Annotated in this window: 17 protein-coding genes, 1 pseudogene and 1 riboswitch; of the genes and pseudogenes, 7 read left to right on the forward strand and 11 right to left on the reverse strand. The window is 74.9% G+C overall.

Going from position 1 to position 20303, the window contains the following annotated elements:
• Window positions 1-54: 54 nt before the first annotated feature.
• Entirely contained in the window at window positions 55-2820 is a 2766-nt protein-coding gene (locus VKK44_RS05320) for a LuxR C-terminal-related transcriptional regulator (protein ID WP_343445722.1), read from the forward strand.
• A 10-nt stretch (window positions 2821-2830) separates the two neighbouring features.
• On the opposite strand, the gene VKK44_RS05325 is transcribed toward VKK44_RS05320, so the two are convergent.
• The 3 genes and pseudogenes from VKK44_RS05325 to VKK44_RS05335 all read right to left on the reverse strand — a co-directional run.
• Complete coding sequence (locus VKK44_RS05325; protein ID WP_343445723.1) at window positions 2831-3382, reverse strand: DsbA family protein; 552 nt, start codon at window positions 3380-3382, stop codon at window positions 2831-2833.
• Window positions 3379-3876, reverse strand: coding sequence for a redoxin domain-containing protein (locus tag VKK44_RS05330; RefSeq protein ID WP_343445724.1), 498 nt, complete (start codon window positions 3874-3876; stop codon window positions 3379-3381). The genes VKK44_RS05325 and VKK44_RS05330 overlap by 4 nt, the downstream gene beginning before the upstream one ends.
• A 65-nt stretch (window positions 3877-3941) precedes the next feature.
• Window positions 3942-4385 (reverse strand): annotated as a pseudogene (locus VKK44_RS05335) (BON domain-containing protein); the annotation flags it as partial.
• A gap of 248 nt (window positions 4386-4633) precedes the next feature.
• Between VKK44_RS05335 and VKK44_RS05340 the strand changes: the two are divergent.
• Window positions 4634-7369, forward strand: a complete 2736-nt coding sequence (locus VKK44_RS05340) for a cellulose binding domain-containing protein (protein WP_343445725.1) — start codon at window positions 4634-4636, stop codon at window positions 7367-7369.
• 156 nt (window positions 7370-7525) lie between these two features.
• On the opposite strand, the gene VKK44_RS05345 is transcribed toward VKK44_RS05340, so the two are convergent.
• On the reverse strand, window positions 7526-7930 hold the full coding sequence (locus tag VKK44_RS05345; protein WP_343445726.1) for a hypothetical protein: 405 nt from the start codon (window positions 7928-7930) through the stop codon (window positions 7526-7528).
• Between the two features lie 472 nt (window positions 7931-8402).
• Here VKK44_RS05345 and VKK44_RS05350 point away from each other — a divergent pair, with 472 nt between their 5' ends.
• Complete coding sequence (locus VKK44_RS05350; protein ID WP_091572519.1) at window positions 8403-8762, forward strand: STAS domain-containing protein; 360 nt, start codon at window positions 8403-8405, stop codon at window positions 8760-8762.
• 61 nt (window positions 8763-8823) lie between these two features.
• On the forward strand, window positions 8824-9336 hold the full coding sequence (locus tag VKK44_RS05355) for an SRPBCC family protein (protein ID WP_343445727.1): 513 nt from the start codon (window positions 8824-8826) through the stop codon (window positions 9334-9336).
• Window positions 9337-9404: 68 nt separating this feature from the next.
• Here the strand turns inward: VKK44_RS05355 and VKK44_RS05360 are convergent, their stop codons facing one another.
• The 4 genes from VKK44_RS05360 to VKK44_RS05375 all read right to left on the reverse strand — a co-directional run bounded on the left by VKK44_RS05360 (window position 9405) and on the right by VKK44_RS05375 (window position 14919).
• A complete protein-coding gene (locus VKK44_RS05360; RefSeq protein ID WP_343445728.1) occupies window positions 9405-10490 on the reverse strand; it encodes a coiled-coil domain-containing protein in 1086 nt (361 codons plus the stop codon).
• 5 nt (window positions 10491-10495) lie between these two features.
• A riboswitch (cyclic di-AMP (ydaO/yuaA leader) is annotated at window positions 10496-10625 on the reverse strand.
• A 142-nt stretch (window positions 10626-10767) separates the two neighbouring features.
• A complete protein-coding gene (locus tag VKK44_RS05365) occupies window positions 10768-11682 on the reverse strand; it encodes a cation diffusion facilitator family transporter (RefSeq protein WP_281936996.1) in 915 nt (304 codons plus the stop codon).
• A gap of 77 nt (window positions 11683-11759) precedes the next feature.
• Entirely contained in the window at window positions 11760-13877 is a 2118-nt protein-coding gene (locus tag VKK44_RS05370) for a HelD family protein (RefSeq protein ID WP_343447674.1), read from the reverse strand.
• 115 nt (window positions 13878-13992) lie between these two features.
• Window positions 13993-14919, reverse strand: a complete 927-nt coding sequence (locus VKK44_RS05375; protein ID WP_343445729.1) for an alpha/beta fold hydrolase — start codon at window positions 14917-14919, stop codon at window positions 13993-13995.
• Between the two features lie 151 nt (window positions 14920-15070).
• Between VKK44_RS05375 and VKK44_RS05380 the strand changes: the two genes are divergently transcribed.
• Window positions 15071-15706, forward strand: a complete 636-nt coding sequence (locus VKK44_RS05380) for a carbonic anhydrase (protein WP_343445730.1) — start codon at window positions 15071-15073, stop codon at window positions 15704-15706.
• 39 nt (window positions 15707-15745) lie between these two features.
• On the opposite strand, the gene VKK44_RS05385 is transcribed toward VKK44_RS05380, so the two are convergent.
• Entirely contained in the window at window positions 15746-16075 is a 330-nt protein-coding gene (locus tag VKK44_RS05385) for a hypothetical protein (protein WP_343445732.1), read from the reverse strand.
• Window positions 16076-16402: 327 nt separating this feature from the next.
• Between VKK44_RS05385 and VKK44_RS05390 the strand changes: the two genes are divergently transcribed.
• Both VKK44_RS05390 and VKK44_RS05395 read left to right on the forward strand, forming a co-directional pair.
• On the forward strand, window positions 16403-16894 hold the full coding sequence (locus tag VKK44_RS05390; protein WP_343445733.1) for a DUF3145 domain-containing protein: 492 nt from the start codon (window positions 16403-16405) through the stop codon (window positions 16892-16894).
• Between the two features lie 33 nt (window positions 16895-16927).
• Window positions 16928-18658 carry a glycoside hydrolase family 3 protein gene (locus tag VKK44_RS05395; RefSeq protein WP_343445734.1) on the forward strand — a complete coding sequence of 577 codons (1731 nt, stop codon included), beginning with the start codon at window positions 16928-16930 and terminating at the stop codon, window positions 18656-18658.
• 90 nt (window positions 18659-18748) lie between these two features.
• Here the strand turns inward: VKK44_RS05395 and fabF are convergent, their stop codons facing one another.
• Both fabF and VKK44_RS05405 read right to left on the reverse strand, forming a co-directional pair.
• The gene (fabF, locus tag VKK44_RS05400; RefSeq protein ID WP_343445735.1) at window positions 18749-19975 is read right to left on the reverse strand and encodes a beta-ketoacyl-ACP synthase II; all 1227 of its coding nucleotides are present in this window, start codon (window positions 19973-19975) and stop codon (window positions 18749-18751) included.
• A 2-nt stretch (window positions 19976-19977) separates the two neighbouring features.
• Complete coding sequence (locus VKK44_RS05405) at window positions 19978-20217, reverse strand: acyl carrier protein (RefSeq protein WP_229402568.1); 240 nt, start codon at window positions 20215-20217, stop codon at window positions 19978-19980.
• Window positions 20218-20303 lie beyond the last annotated feature (86 nt).

Raw genomic sequence — 20303 nt, forward strand, 5'->3', positions numbered from 1 at the left:
GGTGAACCGCCGCGGTCCGGGTAACCGCCCCCCGCACCGACGGGGGAGGGACGCATGCCGGAGGAGGCCGACCGGGTCCGGTTCGCCGCCGGGCCACCAACCATGGCCGACGGCCCGCCGTTGCTGGCGTCCCGGTTGGCGCCGCCCGCGCCGCCCGAGCCACTGCTGCGGCGTCCCCGGCTGGTGGACCGGCTGGAGCGGGGTGCGGCGGGACCGGTCACGCTGCTCCTCGCGCCGGCCGGCTGGGGCAAGACGACGGTGCTGTCCGACTGGGCACAGGTGCAGCGGGCGGGTCCGGCGCCGGTCTGGGTGACCGTGGCGGAGGGCGACAGCACGGATCGGCTCTGGGCGTACCTGGCCGCGGCGCTGCGCGCCGCTGTCGCCGGTGACCCGGGGGCCGGGCCGCCGGTGCCGGGCGACCCGCCCCGGCCGGAGCAGCTCGAGGCGCTCGCCGCCGCGCTCGCCGCCCGCGAGCGCCCGGTGCTGCTGGTCCTGGACGACCTGCACCGGGTGACCGATCCGCGGGCGCTGGCCGGGCTGGAGTTCCTGCTCCGCCACGCCGACGGGCGGCTACGGCTGGTGGCCGGCGCGCGGCGGGAACCACCGCTGGCCCTGCACCGGTGGCGGTTGGCCGGCGAGCTGACCGTGCTCGGCGCGGACGAGCTGGCGTTCACCGCCGACGAGGTGGCCGACCTGCTGGTCGCGTACGGCGTGCCGGTCCCGGCCGAGGCGGTGCCCCGGCTCGCCGAGCGGACCGCCGGCTGGCCGGCCGGGCTGCGCCTGGCCACGCTGGCGCTGGGCGCCGACCCGGCGCGGGCCGTGGAGCGCGTCGCCGGCGACCAGCCCGACGTCGCCGCGTACCTGCGTGACGAGGTGCTCGCGCCGCTGAACCCGGAGGCGCGTGACGTCCTGCGCCGGGGCGCGGTGGCGGTCGCGGTCTGCGCCGACCTGGCCGCCGCGGTGACCGGGCGGGCCGACGCCGGGCGCCTGCTGGCCGAGGCGGCCCGGGTGGGCGGCTTCGTCCAGCAGGACGGGGGCAGCCCGCCCTGGTACCGGCCGCACCCGCTGCTGGCCGACCTGCTCCGCGACGAGCTGGCCCGGCTGCCCGCCGGCGAGCTGGTCGAGCTGCACCGGCGGGCGGCCGGCTGGTTCGCCGCGCACGGCCGGCCGGCCGAGGCGCTGCGGCACGCACTGGCGGCCGGCGAGTGGGCCGACGCCACCGGGTTGCTGGTCGCCCGCTGGCCGGAACTGGCTCCGGACGAGCCGGCCCGGCCCGGCCCGCCCGCCCCGCCCGAGCCTCCCGCCGAGGCGGTACGCCGGGACCCGGAGCTGGCGCTGGCCGCGTCGGCCGAGCGGGCGTACGCCGGGGACCCGGCCGCCGCCGACGCGTTGCTGCGGCGCGCGGTGGCGCACGCGGCGGACCTGCCGGCACCGCGCCGCGACCGGTTCCGCCGGCTGGCCACCGCGGTCGAGCTGAGCCTGGCCCGGCTCGGCGGGGACCACGCCGAGGTACGCCGGGCCGCCGCCCGCCTGCTCGCGACCGCCCCCGCACCGCAGGACGACACCGCCGGTGCGGACACCGGGCCCGACGTGGCCGGGGCCGACATGCGGTCGCCGGTCGGCGTTTCGGGGGCCGATCCCCGGGCCGGGGGCGTCGACGTGGACGACGTGCGGGCGGTCGCCGGGGCCGCGCGGGGGCTGGTCGCGCTCGCCGAGGGTGACCTGCGGGAGGCGGGTGGGCGGTTCGGGGCGGCGCTGGTCGCGGCGCGTCGGGCCGGTCGGCCGCGCACCGAGCTGCTCTGCGCCAGCCGGTCGGCGCTGCTGGAGGCGGCCCGGGGCGCGCTGCGTACCGCCGAGGAGCGCGCCCGGGAGGCCCTGTCGATGCCGCCCTGCCAGGGCTGGTCGTCGCGGCTGGACTGCGGCTACGCGAACCTGGCGTTGGCGCTGGTGGCCTGGCACCGGGACCGGCCGGCGGAGGCCGCGGCCCACCTGGCGCTCGCCGGTGCGGCCGGCGCGGAGCCGGGCGGGGCGACGCTGGCGGCGCTCTGCCGGGCCGGGCTGCTGGCCGACGGCGGGGAGCCGGCCGCCGCGCTGCGCACGCTCGCCGCGGCCCGGGCGACCGCGCCCGGGCCCGAGCTGGGCGCGTGGCTCACCGCCGGCGAGGCCCAGCTCCGGGCCGCGGTCGGCGATCCGGGCGGGGCCCGCGCGCTGGTGGACGCGGCCGGCGACGACCCGCCCGACCCGGCGCTGGCGTTGGTCTCCGCCCGACTGTGGCTGCGGGCCGGTGACGCCCGCGCGGCCGAGCGGGCGCTGCCGGACTGGACCGGGCCCGGCGCGGAGGGCTGGCCGCTGCCGGTACGGCTGGGTGCGGGGCTGCTCGACGCGGCGCTGGCCGGGGCGGCCGGCGACGGTCGGCGGGCCGGGCGGCTGCTGGAGGAGGCGCTGGCGTTGGCCGAGCCGGACGGCTGCCGGCGCGTGTTCACCCGGGCCGAGCCGGGGGTACGCGACCTGCTGGCCAGCCACCTGGACTCCGGCACGGCGTACTGGGCGACGGTCAGCGACCTGGCCCGTGGCGTCGACGCGTCGGGGGTGGACGGCGTGCCGGCCGGGCCGGCGCGGGCGCTGGACGAGCCGCTCACCGAGCGGGAGCTGACCATCCTGCGGTATCTCCAGAGCATCCTGACCAACGTGGAGATCGCCGCCGAGCTGTCGCTCTCGGTCAACACGGTGAAGACGCACGTGCGCAACGTCTACCGCAAGCTCGACGCGACCCGCCGCCGGGAGGCGGTACGGCGGGCGCGCGAGCTGCGGTTGATCTGACCGGGCGCGGTCAGGTGTCGGCGGCGGCGTCCACCACGGCCAGCAGCTCGGCCAGGTCGTAGCCGCCGTCGTGGCGGATGTCGTTGACGAAGAGCGTGGGCGTGCCGTTGACGCCGCTGCGGATGCCGCCGACGAAGTCCCGCCGGACCCGGTCGGCGTGGACCTGCCGCCCCACCTCCGCGCCGAGTTCGTCGGGCGGCAGCCCGATCTGCTCGACACCGAGCGACAGGTGCACCGGGTCGAGCTGGTCCTGGTGCTCGTAGAGCCAGTCGTGCATCTCCCAGAACCGGCCCCGCGCGCCGGCCGCCTCGGCGGTCTCCGCCGCGTGTTCCGCGTACGGGTGGACGTTGGTGATGGGGAAGTGGCGGTACGCCAACCGCACCACGTCGGTCCGCTGGCGCAGCACCTCGGCCAGGTTCGGGTACGCGGCGCCGCAGAACCGGCACTGGAAGTCGCCGTACTCGACGACGGTGACCGGGGCGTCGGCCGGGCCGCGGACGTGGTCCCGGTCGGTGACCGGGACCCGCAGCCGGGCGGTGGTGACCTGCAACGGGGTGGTCATCGCGCGCTCACCCGCCGATCGGTGCCGAGTTGTTCCAGGGCGTCGAGGATGCCGTCCACGCCCGGGTTCACCTCGGGCGGGGAGAGGTGGCTCCAGGCCACCCGGCCGTCGGTGTCGATCACCACGAGCGCCCGGTCCGACTGCCCGCGCGGGGCGTACGCGCCGTAGCGGCGGGACACCTCGCCCTTGGGCTCGAAGTCGGCCAGCAGCGGGAACCGGATGCCCCGGCTCTGCGCGAACGCCCGGTGCGAGTCGACGCTGTCCACCGAGATGCCCAGCAGCACCGCGCCGTACCGTTCCAGCTCGGGCAGGGCGGCCTGGTAGAGCGCCATCTGGTCGCCGCACACCGGCGTCCAGTCGGCCGGGTAGAAGGCCAGCACGACCGGCCGGCCACGGAACTGCCCGGGGCCCACCTCCCGCGCGTCGGGCGACGCGGGCAGCGTGAAATCGGGCGCGGCCTGCCCGGGCGTGATCAGCCCGTTCGGATCACTCATGTCTCCCACCCTGCCCCGCGTCGGGGTGAGCCGGGCTCACCCGGGCCGGGTGGTTCGGTTCACGCGCGCACGGTGATCCCGTTGCTCAGTCCGCGTACGCCGGTGAGCCGGGCGACCGACCGCTCGGCGGCCCGCCGCTGGTACTCCCACCCGACTTCGCCGTGCAGTGTGACCCAGCCGTCGGCGACGGTCACCCGCAGCGCCCCGACCGGCAGGAACGCGTCCCACTCCAACGCCCGGACGGCCGCGAGGGCGAGCGCCGGGTCGTCGCGGCCGGTGGCGGGGACGTCCGGGGCGGCGAGGTCGTCGGCGACCGCGCGGACCCGGGTGACCCGCTGGGTGGCCCGCTCGGCGGCCCACCTCGCGGCGGGGCCGTCCACCGGGCCGGTCAGCGTCACCACGCCGCCGGTCACGGTCACGTCGATGCCGTCGAGGCCCGCCCGGGTCAGCTCGGCGTGTACGGCGGACCGGATCTCCCGGTCGGTTCGCGTCATCGTCCCGGTGGTCATCCGGCTCTCCCTCCGGTCGGTGGTCGGTGCGGTCCCGCACCCTGCGATCCTGCGCGTGACCGGGTGATCCGCCGCCACCCGCAACGGGTGACATGGGAGCGCTTCCATGACGCGGTCCGGCGGCGTACGCTGAGGCTCCCTCGGCTGCGGGAGCCAGCACGCCGACGGGGAGCCCGGGCAGCTCCCCTCACGAAGCGCCACCCCCTGCTCCCGTTCCCCCGTCTCAGGGCAACCGAGAGGACCGCCCCATGCGCAGAAGTCTCGCCGGCCTGGCCGCCGTCGCACTGGCCGCCACCGTGGCGACCGTCGTCGTGCCGCTCGTCGCCACCGGCGTACCCCCGGCCGCCGCCGCGGCCGTCGAGCCGTACACCTGGAAGAACGTCCGGATCGACGGGGGCGGCTTCGTCCCCGGCATCGTCTTCAACCCGACCGAGAAGAACCTGATCTACGCGCGGACCGACATCGGCGGGGCGTACCGCTGGGAGCAGGCGACCCGGTCGTGGACGCCGCTGCTGGACTGGGTCGGCGCGGACCGGTGGGGCTGGAACGGGGTGGTCAGCCTCGCCACCGACCCGGTGCAGACCAACCGGGTGTACGCGGCGGTCGGCATGTACACCAACGACTGGGACCCGAACCACGGGGCGATCCTGCGCTCGACCGACAAGGGCGCGACCTGGCAGGCCACCGAGCTGCCGTTCAAGAACGGCGGCAACATGCCCGGCCGGGGCATGGGGGAGCGGCTGGCGGTCGACCCGAACCGCAACAGCGTGCTCTACTACGGCGCCGAGGGCGGCAACGGGCTGTGGCGCAGCACCGACTACGGGGCGACCTGGGCCAAGGTCGCCAACTTCCCGAACGTGGGCAACTACCGGGCCGACCCGAACGACAGCAGCGGCTACCAGAGCCAGAACCAGGGCCTGACCTGGGTCAGCTTCGACAAGAGCACCGGCACGGCCGGCGCCGCCACGAAGACGATCTACGTCGGCGTGGCGGACAAGCAGAACCCGGTCTACCGCAGCACCGACGCCGGCGCGACCTGGGAGCGGATTCCCGGCCAGCCCACCGGCTACCTCGCGCACAAGGGCGTGGTGGACCCGGTCGGCGGCTTCCTCTACCTCGCCACCAGCGACACCGGCGGCCCGTACGACGGCGGCAAGGGCGACGTGTGGAAGTTCAACCGGGCCACCGGCGCGTGGACGCAGATCAGCCCGGTGCCGTCGTCGAGCGGCGACGCGTACTTCGGCTACTCCGGGCTGACCATCGACCGCCAGCACCCGAACACGCTCATGGTCGCCACCCAGGTCTCCTGGTGGCCGGACGCGATCTTCTGGCGCAGCACCGACGGCGGCGCGACCTGGACCCGGATCTGGGAGTTCACCAGCTATCCGAACCGGAGCAAGAAGTACACGATGGACGTCAGTTCGGTGCCGTGGCTGACGTTCGGCACCAACCCGGCGCCGCCGGAGGAGTCCCCGAAGCTGGGCTGGATGAACGAGTCGCTGGAGATCGACCCGTTCGACAGTGACCGGATGATGTACGGCACCGGCGCGACGATCTACGGCACCACCGGCCTGACGAAGTGGGACACCGGCGGCACGTTCACCATCACGCCGATGGTGAAGGGGCTGGAGGAGACCGCCGTGCTCGACCTGGTCAGCCCGCCGTCGGGCGCGCCGCTGGTCAGCGCCCTCGGCGACATCGGCGGTTTCCGTCACACCGACCTCGCGGCGGTGCCGCCGATGATGTTCACCCAGCCGGGCTTCACCAGCACCACCAGCCTCGACTACGCGGAGACCAAGCCGGCGATCATGGTCCGGGCCGGTAACTTCACCGACGCGGACCGCCCCAACGACAGCCACGTGGCGTTCTCCACCGACGGCGGCGCGAACTGGTTCCAGGGCACCGAGCCCGGCGGGATCAACAACGGCGGCACGGTGGCCGCGTCCGCCGACGGCAGCCAGTTCGTCTGGTCGCCCGGCGACGCCGGCCAGCAGGTGGTCCGCTCGGTCGGCTTCGGCAACTCGTGGACCGCCGCCACCGGCATCCCGGCCAACGCCACCGTCGAGTCCGACCGGGTCAACCCGAACAAGTTCTACGGCGTCAGCGCCGGGAAGTTCTACGTCAGCACCAACGGCGGGGCGGCGTTCACCGCCACCGCGGCGACCGGCCTGCCCACCACCGGCGTCAAGTTCAAGGCGCTGCCCGGCGTCGAGGGCGACGTCTGGCTGGCCGGCGAGGGTGGCCTCTGGCACTCCACCAACTCCGGCGCGAGTTTCACGAAGGTCACCGGCGTGTCCACGGCGGTGAACGTCGGCTTCGGCAAGGCGGCGCCCGGGAAGACGTACCCGGCGTTGTTCACCGTCGGCACGGTGGACGGCACGCACGGGGTGTACCGCTCCGACGACGCGGGCGCCACCTGGGTGCGGATCAACGACGACCAGCACCAGTACGGCAACGCGGGCGAGGCGCTCACCGGCGACCCGCGCGTCTACGGCCGGGTCTACCTGGGCACCAACGGCCGGGGCATCCTGGTCGCGGACCGCCTCGGCGGCACGCCCACGCCCACGCCGACGTCGGCGAGCCCGACCCCGACCAGCCCGACGCCGACCCCGACGAGCCCTTCGCCGACGCCGACGTCGCCCAGCCCGACGCCGACCTCTCCGTCTCCGACGCCGACCGGACGCGGCTGCGCCGCCACGTACGCGGTGACGAACTCCTGGCCGGGCGGCTTCCAGGGCGAGGTGACGGTCCGCAACTCCGGCACCACGCCGATCGCCGGCTGGACGCTGACCTGGACCTTCCCCGACGGGCAGCGGATCGCCCAGCTCTGGAGCGGGACGTACACCCAGACCGGCTCGGCCGTCACGGTCACCGACGCCGGCTGGAACGGCAACCTCGGCGTCGGCGCGTCGACCACTGTCGGCTTCACCGGTACCGCCACCGGCGGCAACCGCACCCCGACCGTCGCCTGCACCGCGCGCTGACCGGTTCCGCGGGCGGCACTACCAGACGACCATGAGGTTGACCGGACTGGAAAGCGCTCTTTCGCCCGTCAACCTCATGAGCACCGAAGCCCGCTGACGCAACGGTGGCCGTCCCCTCGTCGGGGCGGCCACCGTTCGTCGTGTGCGGGGGTGCGGTCAGCCGTCCAGGCCGGCGGGGGAGTTCGGCCGGTCGACGTCGACGAATTCGATCTCGTCGCCGCCGCGCTCCCGGCTGCCGGCGGCGCGGGCGGCGGTGCCGGCGGCCCAACCGATGGCCGCGCCCGCCAGGGCCGCCGCGATCAGCAGCGTCCACGGCAGCGCGGGCCGCCGGCCGGCGAGCGCGTCGAAGGCGAGGCCGGCCCGGCGGCGTGCCTCGTCGGCGGCGGAGCCGACCAGGTCGGTGGCGTCGTCGGCCAGGCCGGAGGAGTTGCGGCGGGCGACGCGGGTGGCGTCCCGCACGCTGTCACCGGCGGATCCGACCGCGGAGAGCAGGTGCTGCCACGCCTGGTCCGCGACCCGCTCGGGCTTGCTGCGGCGGTCCAACAGACTGGATCCGAACATCGTTCTACCTCCTCGGGTGCCGAAGCCCGGCGGCCAGGTCGGACTCCGGTGGTCATCCGGCGCGTCACGGTTCACTCCCCGTGGGCAGTGCCCGGCCCGCTCCCGCGCCAAACCCCCTCCCGCTCCGCCCGCCGCGCGAATGACGACGGGCGCCGTCGGTGCGGCGGGCGCGGGGAAAGGGACGGGGTGGGCCGAATCACCTGTACGCGCCGGGGGCCGGGTGCCCCTGCGGGGTGCGCGGGCCCGCTACCCTGGGTCGGCGGATCGGCCGACCCGGTCCGGTCGTTCGGCCGGTCGCTGGTCCGCGTCGAGGGGAAATCGGAACCCGGAGGTTCGGATTGGGCTCGCCCAGGTGTGCCCAGTCCGCGAATTGCTCATCCCGGGGGGTGGCGACCGGGGCCGTTGGAGGAATACTCTCGGTCGCGGCCCGCGTACTGATGAGGCGCCCGTTGGGGCGAGTGGAGGTGCTCGCGTGAGCCTGTCGATCGTGAAGTCGGTGCGTCCGGGTGGTGTCGTCCAGATCGCGCCCCGTGGGGAGATCGACGTCGACACCGCGTACGAGGTGCGGGAAGCGATCGCCGAGGTGCTCGCGAAGGCCCGTCCCGCCCGCATCGAGCTCAACATGCGGCTCGTCACGTTCATCGACTCGGTCGGCATCAGCGCCATGGTCGCCGGCTTCCAGACCTGCGAGGTCAGCGGCGTCAAGCTCGTGGTCACCGAGCCGAGCCGGTTCGTGCACCGGCAGCTCTGGGTGACCGGCCTGCTCGGTCTCTTCGGCGCGCCGGAGCCCTGGTTCGCCGACGACGCGCCCGAGGTGCTCCCCGGCGCCTGAGCGTCACCCGGCGTCACCGAACCCTGCTCCCGGCCACCGCCGACCGGGGACCTTCGACCCGTTGCCAGGTCGGCCCCGGTACGGGACGATCGTCCGGACCCACGACGGCGAGGGGGACGGGTTGCAGAGCAGCGACAGCTTCAGCTACACCGTGCAGGCCCGGTGCAGCCGGGCGGACGCGGTGGCCCTGCTCGGCGACCTGAGCCGGCAGGGCGAGCTGCATCCGTTGATCGTGCGGGTCCGGCAGTTGCCGCCCCGGTCGGGCGCGCTGGCCAGCTTCGCGATCACCGACCGTCTGGAGCTCGGTCCGCTGCACTTCCCGGTCACCTACCAGGCGGACGTGTTGATCGCCACCGAGGACGAGGTGGTCACCGTCGCCCGGCAGCAGCCGGCGACCACGGTCCGCAACCACACCCGGCTGCGTGACGAGCCCGACGGCGTGGTGCGGATCGACGTGGAGATCACCCTCACCGCGCCGGCGCCGCTGTTCGGTTACGCGTTCCGCCAGGCACGGGCCGCCCACCTGGGCCTCGCCGCGCGCCTCGGCGCGACCCTGGAGGCTCGGCCGGCCTGACCGGGCGGTGTCCCCTCCGGCTCGCGTGGCGTGGCGGCACCCGGCGTGGGCCGGGTGCCGCCGTGCCGTCAGTACACCGACAGGTGCACGTGGTTGGTGTGGTCGCTGGACGGGTCGCCGTTGCCCCCGCTGTACGACTTCCAACCGCTGCTGGGCAGCCAGATCTGCTTGAACCAGATCACGTAGAGCACGGCGAGCGGGTCGGCGTTGCGCACGAAGTACGCGGCCAGGTTGTTGCCGTACGTCCGGTCGCCGCCGCTGGCCACGCCGCCGAAGCCGCTCTTCTGGGCCGCGAAGTCGCAGGCCCGGCCCTTCGGGTGCTCGCCGGAGCCGCTGGGCCGGTGGCAGGAGACGTACCGGGTGAAACCGGCGGCCTTGGCCTGTTGCAGCGCGTGCAGCGTACGCGGGGTGATGCAGCCGCTGGCCGGCGTCGGGTCGTCGACGCTGCACGACTCCGCCGGCCAGGAGCCGTCGGAGTTGCGCTTGGCCGGCTTCGCGTTCGCCGTGGAGGTGCCCCGGATGCCGCTGCCGCTGCTGCCGCCGCCGCTGCTGGCGGACGGCCGGTTGTTGGCCTCCTCCAGCGCCTGCTCGGCCTGCTCCTTGCGCTTGGCCATCACCGCGACCTGTTTGCGCTGCTCGCGGACCTCGCCGTCGAGCGCGGTACGGGTGCGGATCGCCTCGTCGCGAGTGGCGATCAGCTCGCGCAGCGTCCGGTCCTCGTGCGCGGCGACCGTCTCCAGGGCGGCGGCCCGGTCCATGAAGCCTTCCGGGCTGGTGCTGCCGAGCAGCGCCGCGGCGGTGCCCATCCGGCCGGTGCGGTACGCCACCTCGGCGATCTCACCGACCTTGGCGTCGCGTTCGGTCAGCTCCGCGTCGATCGTCACGAGTCGTTCGTTGAGCTGCTTCTGCCGGGTCACCGACCGGCTCAGTGCGGCCTTGGCCTCCAGCCAGCCCTTGCTGGCGGCGTCGAGTTTGGCGCGCAGCGCCGGCGTGCCGCCCTCGTCGTCGTCGCCGGGCGCGGCGGCGAGCGGGCTGGTCGGGGGCGCCGCCGAGGCGGGGGAGACCGGCACCGTCGCGAGGCCGAGGCTCAGCATCGCGACGAGCAGGGCCGCCATCCGGGCGGCCGTTCGTCGTTCAGGTGCCACTGGGGGCATTCACGTGTCCTTCCGTCAACCGCCGACCGGGTTAGCTGACGGGTTCGGGACGGAAGATCCCTACCGCTGACGCGGATGCACCCCACGTACGTGGTTCCCCGGCTCGCCCCGCGGGCGATTAGGCGACGGCCGCTCCGTCGGCGCCGGATGACGCCTGCGGGTCGGCCGCGACCGAGCCTACCGGCGTTGCCCGGAGCCGGCTCCGCCACCCGGAACCGAATACCGGGCAAAACCGGCATAAGTCAACAATAGCCACTCGAATTTAAGTCTGTCCTAACTACCAGCCGGTTGGGCCACAGGCACCGGCGGACGCTCCGGGTTCGATCTGCAACGTGGCGTGATCGATCGAGAAGTCCTCGTGCAGCGCGGCCCGGGCGGCGGCCAGCACGGTGGCGACCTCCGCGCCCGGATCGGTGGTCAGGTGCGCCGAGGCCACGTCCATCCCGGAGGTGAGCGTCCAGACGTGCAGGTCGTGCACCTCCGCCACGCCGGGCACGGCGGTCAGCCGGTCGTGCACGGCGGTCACCTGAAGGTGTTCCGGCGCGGCCTGCACCAGGATGCGCACCGCGGCCCGGCCGAGCCGCCAGGTGCGCGGCAGGATGAACAGGCCGATCGCCACCGCGACCAGCGGGTCGGCCCACCACCAGTCGGTGACCGCGATGACCAGCGCGGCGCCGATCACCCCGAGCGAGCCGAGCAGGTCGCCGAGCACCTCCAGGTACGCGCCGCGCAGGTTGATGCTCTCCTGGGCGCCGGAGCGCAGCAGCGCGAACGCGGCGATGTTGGCGAGCAGGCCGAGCACGGCCACCACCAGCATCGGTCCGGCGAGCACCTCCGGCGGCTCACCGAACCGGCGTACCGCCTCGATCAGGACGTAGACCGCGACGGCGCCGAGCAGCACCGCGTTGGCCAGTGCGGCGAGCACCTCCAGCCGGTAGAGCCCGAACGTGCGTTGCGGGTCGGTCCGGGCGCGTCGGGTGGCGGTGATCGCCGCGAGCGCCATGCCGATGCCGAGCACGTCGGTGAACATGTGGCCGGCGTCGGAGAGCAGCGCGAGCGAGCCGGTCGTGACAGCGGCCACCGCCTCGACCACCATCAGCACGGCGAGCAGCGCGAACGCCGCCCAGAGCCGACCGGAGTGCCGGTGCGCCGCGTTGGCCACCGCAGCGCTGTGGTCATGACCTGCGCCCACGCACCCACCCTCCCGTCCCGTTCCCCGGACGGGCCCAATCTATGCTCACATCGCTATGTGTGCAAGTGACTGGGACGTCACGCCACCGGATCGAGCGTGGTCAGGCGCTGGGTGGCCCGGGACAGCGCGACGTAGAGCGTGCGGACCCCGGAACCGGGGTCGGCCCGGATCTCGCTCGGGGCGACCAGCACCACGCCGTCGTACTCCATGCCCTTGGCCTGGAGGCTGGTGACCACCTGGAGCCGGCCGTCGCCGAGCCCGCCCAGCCAACCGGCCACCTCGTCCCGGCGCGGCACCGGCGTGATCACGCCGACCGTGCCCTCGACCTCGGCCAGCAGCACCCGGGCCGCCTCGACCGTGGCCGCCGGCAGCTCGGCCGCGGCCACGGTGCGCTCCACCGGCGGCACACCGGTGGAGCGCACCGCCTGCGGCAGCGCCAGATGCGGATACCGCCGACGGATCTCCGCCGCCGCCACCGCGAAGATCTCCGCCGAGTTGCGGTAGTTGGTGGTCAGCTCGAAGCGACGCCGGGGCCGCCGCCCCAGCGCCTGGTCACGGGCCCGGTCCAACTCCTGCGGATCGCCGGTCCAGGCGGTCTGCGCCGGATCGCCGACCACCGTCCAGGACGCCAGCCGGCCGCGCCGCCCGACCATCCGCCACTGCATCGGCGAGACGTCCTGCGACTCGTCCACCACCACGTGGGCGAAGTCGCGGTAGTCCACCGGGCGCTCCCGGGCGGCGGCCCGGGCCGCGCGCTGCCGATCGGCGTACGTGCTCAGCTCGCGCACGCCGCCGGCCAACTGGTACGGGTCCCGCTTCGGTCGGGCCCGCCGCACCGGCTTGCCGAGCAGCGCGTCCAGCTCGTCCAGCAGCGCGATGTCGGCGACGGTCAACCCGTCGGTGTCCAGCGTCCGGTACGCGTCGGTGAGCAGCCGGATCTCGGTCGCGGAGAGGACCCCGCCGGCGTACCGGCGCAGCCGCTCGGGCCGGGCCAGCCAACCCAGCACGTGACGCGGGTGCAGCCGGGGCCACCAGGCCTTGAGGAACTCGCGGAACTCCGGTCGCTCGATGATCTCGTCCTCGAACGCGGGCTGCTCCGGCAGCCGACCCACCCGCAGCGTCCTAGCCTGCCCGTAGAGCGCGGCGAGCACGGCGTCGAACGCGGCCCGGCGCACCTCGTTGCGGCGCGCGCCCCGGGTCAACGTGCGGTCCCGCACCGCGTCCAGCGCCGGCCGGTCCAGCCGCAGCAGTTCGCCGCGGTAGAGCAGGCGCAGCTCGGCCGGGGAGTCCGGCACCGCGTCCCGGGCCGCGCGCTCCAGCACCCGGCGCATCCGCAGCGAACCCTTCACGGCCGCCACCTGCGGCGGGTCGGTCCGGGTCGCCGACAGGCCCGGGAACAGCGAGCCGAGCGAGTGCAGCGTGGCGGTCTCCTCACCGAGCGAGGGCAGCACCGACGCGATGTACTCGACGAACACGCCGGACGGGCCGACCACCAGGATGCCGCCGCCGGCGTACCGGGCCCGGTCGGAATAGAGCAGGTACGCGGCCCGGTGCAGCGCCACCGCCGTCTTGCCGGTGCCCGGGCCGCCGGAGACGATCGTCACGCCGCTGCCCGGGGAGCGGATCGCCTCGTCCTGCTCCCGCTGGATGGTGGCGACGATGTCCCGCATCCCGCGACCGGTGGCCCGGGACAACGTGGCCAGCAGCGCGCCGTCGCCGACCACCGCCATGTCCGCCGGAGCGGCCTCCGGGTCCAGCAGGTCGTCCTCGATCCGGGTGACCCTCTCGGCGGCGGACTGGATCGTGCGCCGGCGCACCACACCGCGCGGGTCGGCGGGCGTGGCCTGGTAGAACGCGGCGGCGGCGGGGGCCCGCCAGTCCACCACCAGCGTCTCCGCGTCGTCGGCGCGCACCCCGAGCCGGCCCACGTGCAGCACCTGCCCGGTACGCAGGTCCAGCCGCCCGAAGACCAGCCCCTCGTGCTCGGCGTCCAGCACGTGCCGGCGCTGCGCGGCGTGGAAGACCATCGCGTCCCGCTCGACCAGCGCGCCGAACGTGCCGACGCGCGCCAGCCGGTACCCCTCCCGCTCGGCGTCGGCCGCGGACCGGCGCAGTTCGGCCAGCCGGGCGTACACCCGGTCGAGATGCCGCTGCTCGGCGGCGATCTCCCGGTCCAGCGTGGTCTGGTCGGTCAACGCGGTGCTCCTGTGGTCGGACGGCACGACGGGCTGAATGAGGGTACGGGCCGCCGGCAAGCCGCACGTCGGGGCCTGCCTCCGCGCCGGCCCGGACCGGTGCCGGGACCGTCCGTCAGGCCGCGGCCGGGCCCGGGACCGCGATGCCGGCCAGCACCCGACGCAGCACCCCGGCCACGGCGGCGTTCACCACGTCGGGCCGTTCCATCATCAGCATGTGCCCGGCGCCGGGGCAGACGGTCAGCTCCGCGGTGGGCAGCGCCGCCGCGATCGACTCGGCGCACGGCGGCGGGGTGAGCCGGTCCCGGTCGCCGACCAGCGCGGCGGCCGGCAACCCGCCCAGCGCGGCCAACGTCTCCAGCCGATGCTGGGCGCCGATCGAGGCGCGGAACCCACCTATCGAACGCAGCGTGGCGTGCGCCACCGCCGAGGTGACCAGCCGGATGTCCGCCGGGTCGCAGCGGTCGCCGAAGAGCATCCAGCGGATGCTCGGCCGCAGCGCGCGCAGCAACGCGTACGGCGGACGCCAGCCGCCGCAGCGGGCCAGCACCCCGGCGCCGGTGGTCTCGGCGAGGCGGATCAGCCGGGCGATCCGGGGCGAGAGCCCGTAGACGGTGTGCGTGTGCCCCTCGGCGGTGGTCGAGACGAAGACCAGGCCGGCCGTGCGGGCGGCGAACCGGTCGGGGTGGCGGTGCGCGTACTCCATCACCGTCATCCCGCCCATCGAGTGCCCGACCAGCACCACCGGGCCGGACGCGGCGTACTCGTCGACCACCGCGGCCAGGTCGTCCCCGAGCTGGGCCAGCGTCGCGTCGCGCAACGTCAGGCAGCTCGACCGGCCGTGACCGCGCGCGTCGTAGGCGACCACCCGGACCCGGTCGCCGAAGCGGTCCCGCAGGTCGGTGAGCTGCCGGTGCCAGCTCCGCCCGTCCAGCGTCCAGCCGTGCAGCATGATCACGGTGACCTCGGCGTCGGCCGGCCCCGTCACCGTGACGTGCAGGCGTACGTCGTCGGCAAGCCGCAGTTCCAGGTGCTCCGGCATCGTCCACCTCCCGGGCCGGCCGGTGTCCAGCCACCGGGTGTTACCCGGTGGTGACACCGGCGTTACCCGTCATGACACCACGGCAACCGGGATGGTGAGAAGATTCGCCGTCCAACCCCCGTGGCGTCGGTTCGGTGACCAGGCTGGTGGCATGCCGTCCCCGCCCGCCGCCCGGACCCCCCGCGCCGCCCTGGCCGAGCTGCTCACCGGCAACCGCCGCTTCGTCAGCGGTCAGCCGCTGCACGGGCACGACGTGACCGCCGCCGCGGCGGTGGCCTCCGGCGACCAGCAGCCCTACGCGGTGGTGCTGGGCTGCATCGACTCCCGGGTGCCGCTGGAAGCGATCTTCGACCAGACGTTCGGCTCGATCTGCGTGATCCGCACCGGGGCGCACGTGCTCGACCGCGCGGTCTGCGGCTCGATCGAGTACGTGGTGGGCCAGCTCGGCGTACGCCTGGTGATGGTGCTCGGCCATGAGCGCTGCGGCGCGGTGGGCTCGACCGTCGACGCGGTGCGCACCGGGCGGCGGCCCGGCGGCGCACTGGGGTACGTGGTGGACCGGATCACCCCGGCGGTGCGGGAGGTCGGCGTGGCGGACCCGGCCGTCCACCCGCTGGCGATCCGCCGGCACGTGCGGCGCACGGTGGCCGCGCTGCGCGCCGACGACCTGCTCGCCGGCCGGGTCGGCACCGGGGAGCTGGCCGTGGTGGGCGCGCTCTACGACCTGGCCACCGGTGAGGTCACGCTGCTGCCGGCGGAGGAGACACGCGACCGCCCGCCGGGGTGATCCCCGACGGGCGGTCGCGGTGGTGCGGGTGAGGGCGGCTCAGCCCTCGAAGACACCGGCCTCGACGAGACGCTTCTCGGTCGCGTCCCAGCCGTGGTTCGGGTAGGACGCGGCCAGGCCGTTGATCTCGGCGCGGATCTTGGCGGCGTGGCCGGCGGCGGCCAGCGTCCGGATCTCCTCGACGAAGGCGTCGGAGTCGGTGCGCAGGTGCGCGGTCTTGCCGTTGGTCAGGTTGCGCACGTAGGCGTGCTTGCCGCCGTTGAGCGGGATCAGGTACTTGAACTCGCCCAGCACGCTGAGGGCGCCACCCTGGCCAGCCTGGCCGGCCCGGACTGACGCGCGCGCGGTCTTAGAGGTGTTGCTCGCCACGGAGGTACTCCTTGCAGACGTACGGTGGGGACGGAAACCGTCCGGGGGCTGTGCGAGTGACGCCCGGGGTGAGCGCCGGCCCGCGAAGACGTGCGGCGGCACAGAACCGCCCAGAGAACTGTACACGAACGCGACGCCTGGCTGGTGGTCGCGCCGTCACCGGGACACAACCGGGTCGCCCACCCGGGTATTTCCGGCCGACCGACCGCGGCGAATTTTCCGATTCGCTGGCGCACCACCTGTCACAGCGGTCATCATGTGTGCCAGAGGCCACTCGGGTGACGAGGTCGTAGGGGAAGACGCACCTCGGCTCACCGGGAGGTCACCGTGCCAACGCGTGGCGTCGTATACGTCCACTCGACCCCGCTCGCCGTGTGCTCGCACGTCGAGTGGGCGATCGCGCGCGTCCTCGCCGCGCCGGTCAACCTGCACTGGACGGCGCAGCCCGTCGACCCCGGCGCGCGGCGCGCCGAGTGCGGCTGGACCGGCAGCCCGGGGACGGGCGCCGAGCTGGCCGCTGCCCTCCGGCAGTGGCCCATGATCCGTTTCGAGGTGACCGAGGAGCCCAGTCCGGGCACCGACGGCGAGCGCTTCATGTACGTCCCCGGCCGGGGCCTGTTCCGGGCCACCGTCGGCGCGGCCGGCGACATCCAGCTCGGCGAGGACCGGCTCCGCAGCCTGATGGCCGCCGCCCGCGCGCCGGAGGCGCTCGCGCACGCCCTCGACAAGGCGCTCGGCACCGCCTGGGACGCCGAGCTGGAGCCCTACCGGTACGCCGGCGACGGCGCGCCGGTGACGCTGCTCACCCGGGTGGGGTGACGCCGGGCGAGTTGCCCCGATACGGTGGGGCCCGTGTCGATTCCTTCGCGACGCTCCGCCGTCGCGCTCGCCGCACTGACCGCGTTGGTCCTCACCGGCTGCTCGGACGGGCCGGACCGGCCCCGGCCGACGCCGTCGACAGCGACGCCGTCGGCGGGCGTGAGCGCGTCGGGGTCCACCGACCCGACCGCCGCCGATCCCGCCGCCCGGGCCGCCGCGCTGGTCGCCACGCTCTCCGACGAGGACCTGGTCGGCCAGGTGCTGATGCCGTACGCGTACGGCAGCTCGGCCACCGAGGTCTCCGCCGGCTCGGCCGCCGGCAACCGGGCGCTGGCCGGCGTCGACACGCCCGCCGAGATGGTGGCGAAGTACCGCCTCGGCGGCGTGATCCTGGTCGGTTTCAGCGCCGACGACCCGACCTCGGGCAACCAGGAGACCACGAACGTCGACAACCCGAAGCAGGTCCGCGCGCTGACCGACGGGCTGCGCGCCGCCGCCGGCAAGCTGCCCGCCGGCGCCGCGCCGTTCCTGGTCGGCACCGACCAGGAGTACGGCGTGGTCACCCGGATCACCGACGGGGTGACCCAACTGCCCAGCCCGCTCGCCGCCGGCGCGGCCGGCAACCCGGCGCTGACCGAGGCCGCCTGGCGGGCCGCCGGCGCCGAACTGGCCGCGATGGGGATCAACCTGGACTTCGCGCCGGTCGCCGACGTGCTGGCCACCCGCAGCACGGTGATCGGCTCCCGGTCCTTCGGCGCCACCCCGGCCACCGCGTCGCCCCAGGTGGCCGGCGCGGTCCGCGGCCTCCAGGCCGAGGGCGTCGGCGCCGCGGTCAAGCACTTCCCCGGGCACGGCCTGAGCGCCGCCGACTCACACACCGAACTTCCGGTGGTCGGGCAGTCCCGGGCCGTGCTGGAGCGCACCGCGTTCCCGCCGTTCCGCGCCGGGATCGACGCCGGCGCCATGGCGGTGATGTCCGCCCACCTGGACGTCACGGCGGTCGACCCGGGCACCCCGGCCACGTTCTCCCGCAAGCTGCTCACCGACGTGCTCCGCGGTCAGCTCGGCTTCCAGGGGGTGGTGATCACCGACGGGATGAACATGGCGCCGGCGAAGAAGTGGTCGCCCGGCGAGGCGGCGGTCCGCGCGCTCAACGCCGGCAACGACCTCATCCTGATGACGCCGAACGTGGGCCAGGCGTACGACGGGCTGCGCGCCGCGCTGACGGACGGCTCGCTGCCCCGCACCCGCCTGGTCGAGGCGGTCACCCGGGTGCTCACCATGAAGTTCCGGCTGGCCGGGCACCCGCAGCCGGCGCTGTCGACGCTGGACGGCCCCGAGCACCGCAAGGCCGCTGCCGACCTGGCCGCCGCCGCGGTGACCGTGCTGCGCGGCACGTGCGGTGGTGCGGTGGCCGGACCGGTCCGGGTCACCTCCTCCGGCGGCCGGGACCGCACCCGGGCCCTGCTGACCGAGGCGCTCACCGCCGCCGGTGTCAAGGTGGTGTCCTCCGGCGGCACCGTCGTGCACCTCGTCGGGTACGGCGACGGCACGAAGGACCTGAACGCCGACGCGGCGGTGACGGTGGCGATGGACACGCCGTACGTGCTGGCCGGGGCGAAGTCGCCGACGGTGCTGGCGACCTACTCATCCACCGGGGCGTCGATGACCGCGTTGGCCGCGGTGCTCGCCGGCAAGGCCCGCCCGACCGGCCGCTCCCCGGTGCCGGTCTCCGGCCTGCCCGCCACCACCTGCCGCACGTAAGGACGGGCCCCTGTTAACGCCTCAGGCAGAGAAGGGGCCCCCTCTCACACTCACGTGTTAAGAAGGGGCCCTTCCTTGCTTCGGGGCGGTTCAGGGGCGGGTGAAGACCAGCGCCACGTTGTGCCCGCCGAAGCCGAACGCGTTGTTCAGCGCGGCCGGGATCTCCAGGTGCCGTGCCTTGTGCGCGGCCACGTCCAGGCTGAGGCCGTCGTCCGGGTCGTCCAGGTTGACCGTGGGCGGCACGACCCCGTCCCGGATGGCCAGGATGGTGGCGATCGACTCCAGCGCGCCGGCCGCGCCGAGCAGGTGCCCGGTCATCGACTTGGTGGCGGTGAGCAGCGGGTGGTCGCCGATCGCCTCGCGCAGCGCGCCGATCTCCAGCATGTCGCCGACCGGGGTGGAGGTGGCGTGCGCGTTGACGTGCACGATGTCCCGTCCGGCCACGTCCGCGTCGGCGAGCGCCCGGGTGATGGCCCGGATCGCGCCCTCGCCCTCCGGGTGCGGCTGCACCATGTCGTACGCGTCGGAGGTGACCCCGGCGCCGGCCAGGCGCGCGTAGACCCGGGCGCCGCGGGCGGCGGCGTGGTCGGCGCGCTCCAGCACCAGCACGCCCGCGCCCTCGCCGAGCACGAAGCCGTCCCGGGCCTTGTCCCACGGCCGGGAGGCCTTGTCCGGCTCGTCGTTGCGGGTCGACATGGCCCGCATCGAGGCGAAGCCGGCGATCGGCAGCGGGTGGATGACCGCCTCGGTGCCGCCGACCACCACCACGTCGGCCCGGCCGGCGCGGATGATGTCCAGCCCCAGCGAGATCGCCTCCGCGCCGGTCGCGCAGGCGCTGGCCACCGAGTGCACCCCGGCCTTGGCGCCCAACTCCAGCCCGACCCAGGCGGCCGGACCGTTCGGCATCAGCATCGGCACCGTGTGCGGGGAGACCCGACGCGGGCCCGACGCCTCCAGGATGTCGTCCTGGGCGAGCAGGGTGGTGGCGCCGCCGATGCCCGAGCCGACGCTGACCGCCAACCGTTCCGGGTCCGCCCCGGCGTCGGCCAGCCCGGCGTCCGCCCAGGCCTCCCGCGCGGCGATGAGGGCGATCGCCTGTGAGCGGTCCAGCCGGCGCAGCTTCACCCGGTCCAGCACCTCGGCCGGGTCCACCGCCAGTTGGGCGGCGATCCGGACGGGCAGTTGCCCGGCCCACTCCTGGGTGAGCGCACTCACCCCGGAGCGGCCGGCGAGCATGGCGTCCCAGGTCGACGCGACGTCCCCGCCGAGCGGGGTCGTCGCGCCGAGCCCGGTGACGACGACGTCTGGACGACTCATGATCAGGACTGCGCCGCGATGTAGCTGACGGCGTCCCCGACGGTCTTCAGGTTCTGCACCTCGTTGTCCGGGATCTTGACGCCGAACTTCTCCTCGGCCGCCACCACGACCTCCACCATGGAGAGCGAGTCGACGTCGAGGTCGTCGGTGAAGGACTTCCCCTCGGCCACGTCGTCCGGGCTCACCCCGGCAACCTCTTCGAGGATCTCGGCGAGGCCGGCGGTGATCTCGTCACGGGTCATTGCGGTTGGTTCCTCTCATCGGGGTTTCTCGGCGGCCGGCGACGCCGGCCACCGCACCTGGAGCGCGTTCGCGCCCGAGGGGGTCA

The organism is Micromonospora sp. DSM 45708, from assembly GCF_039566955.1.
Lineage (GTDB): Bacteria > Actinomycetota > Actinomycetes > Mycobacteriales > Micromonosporaceae > Micromonospora.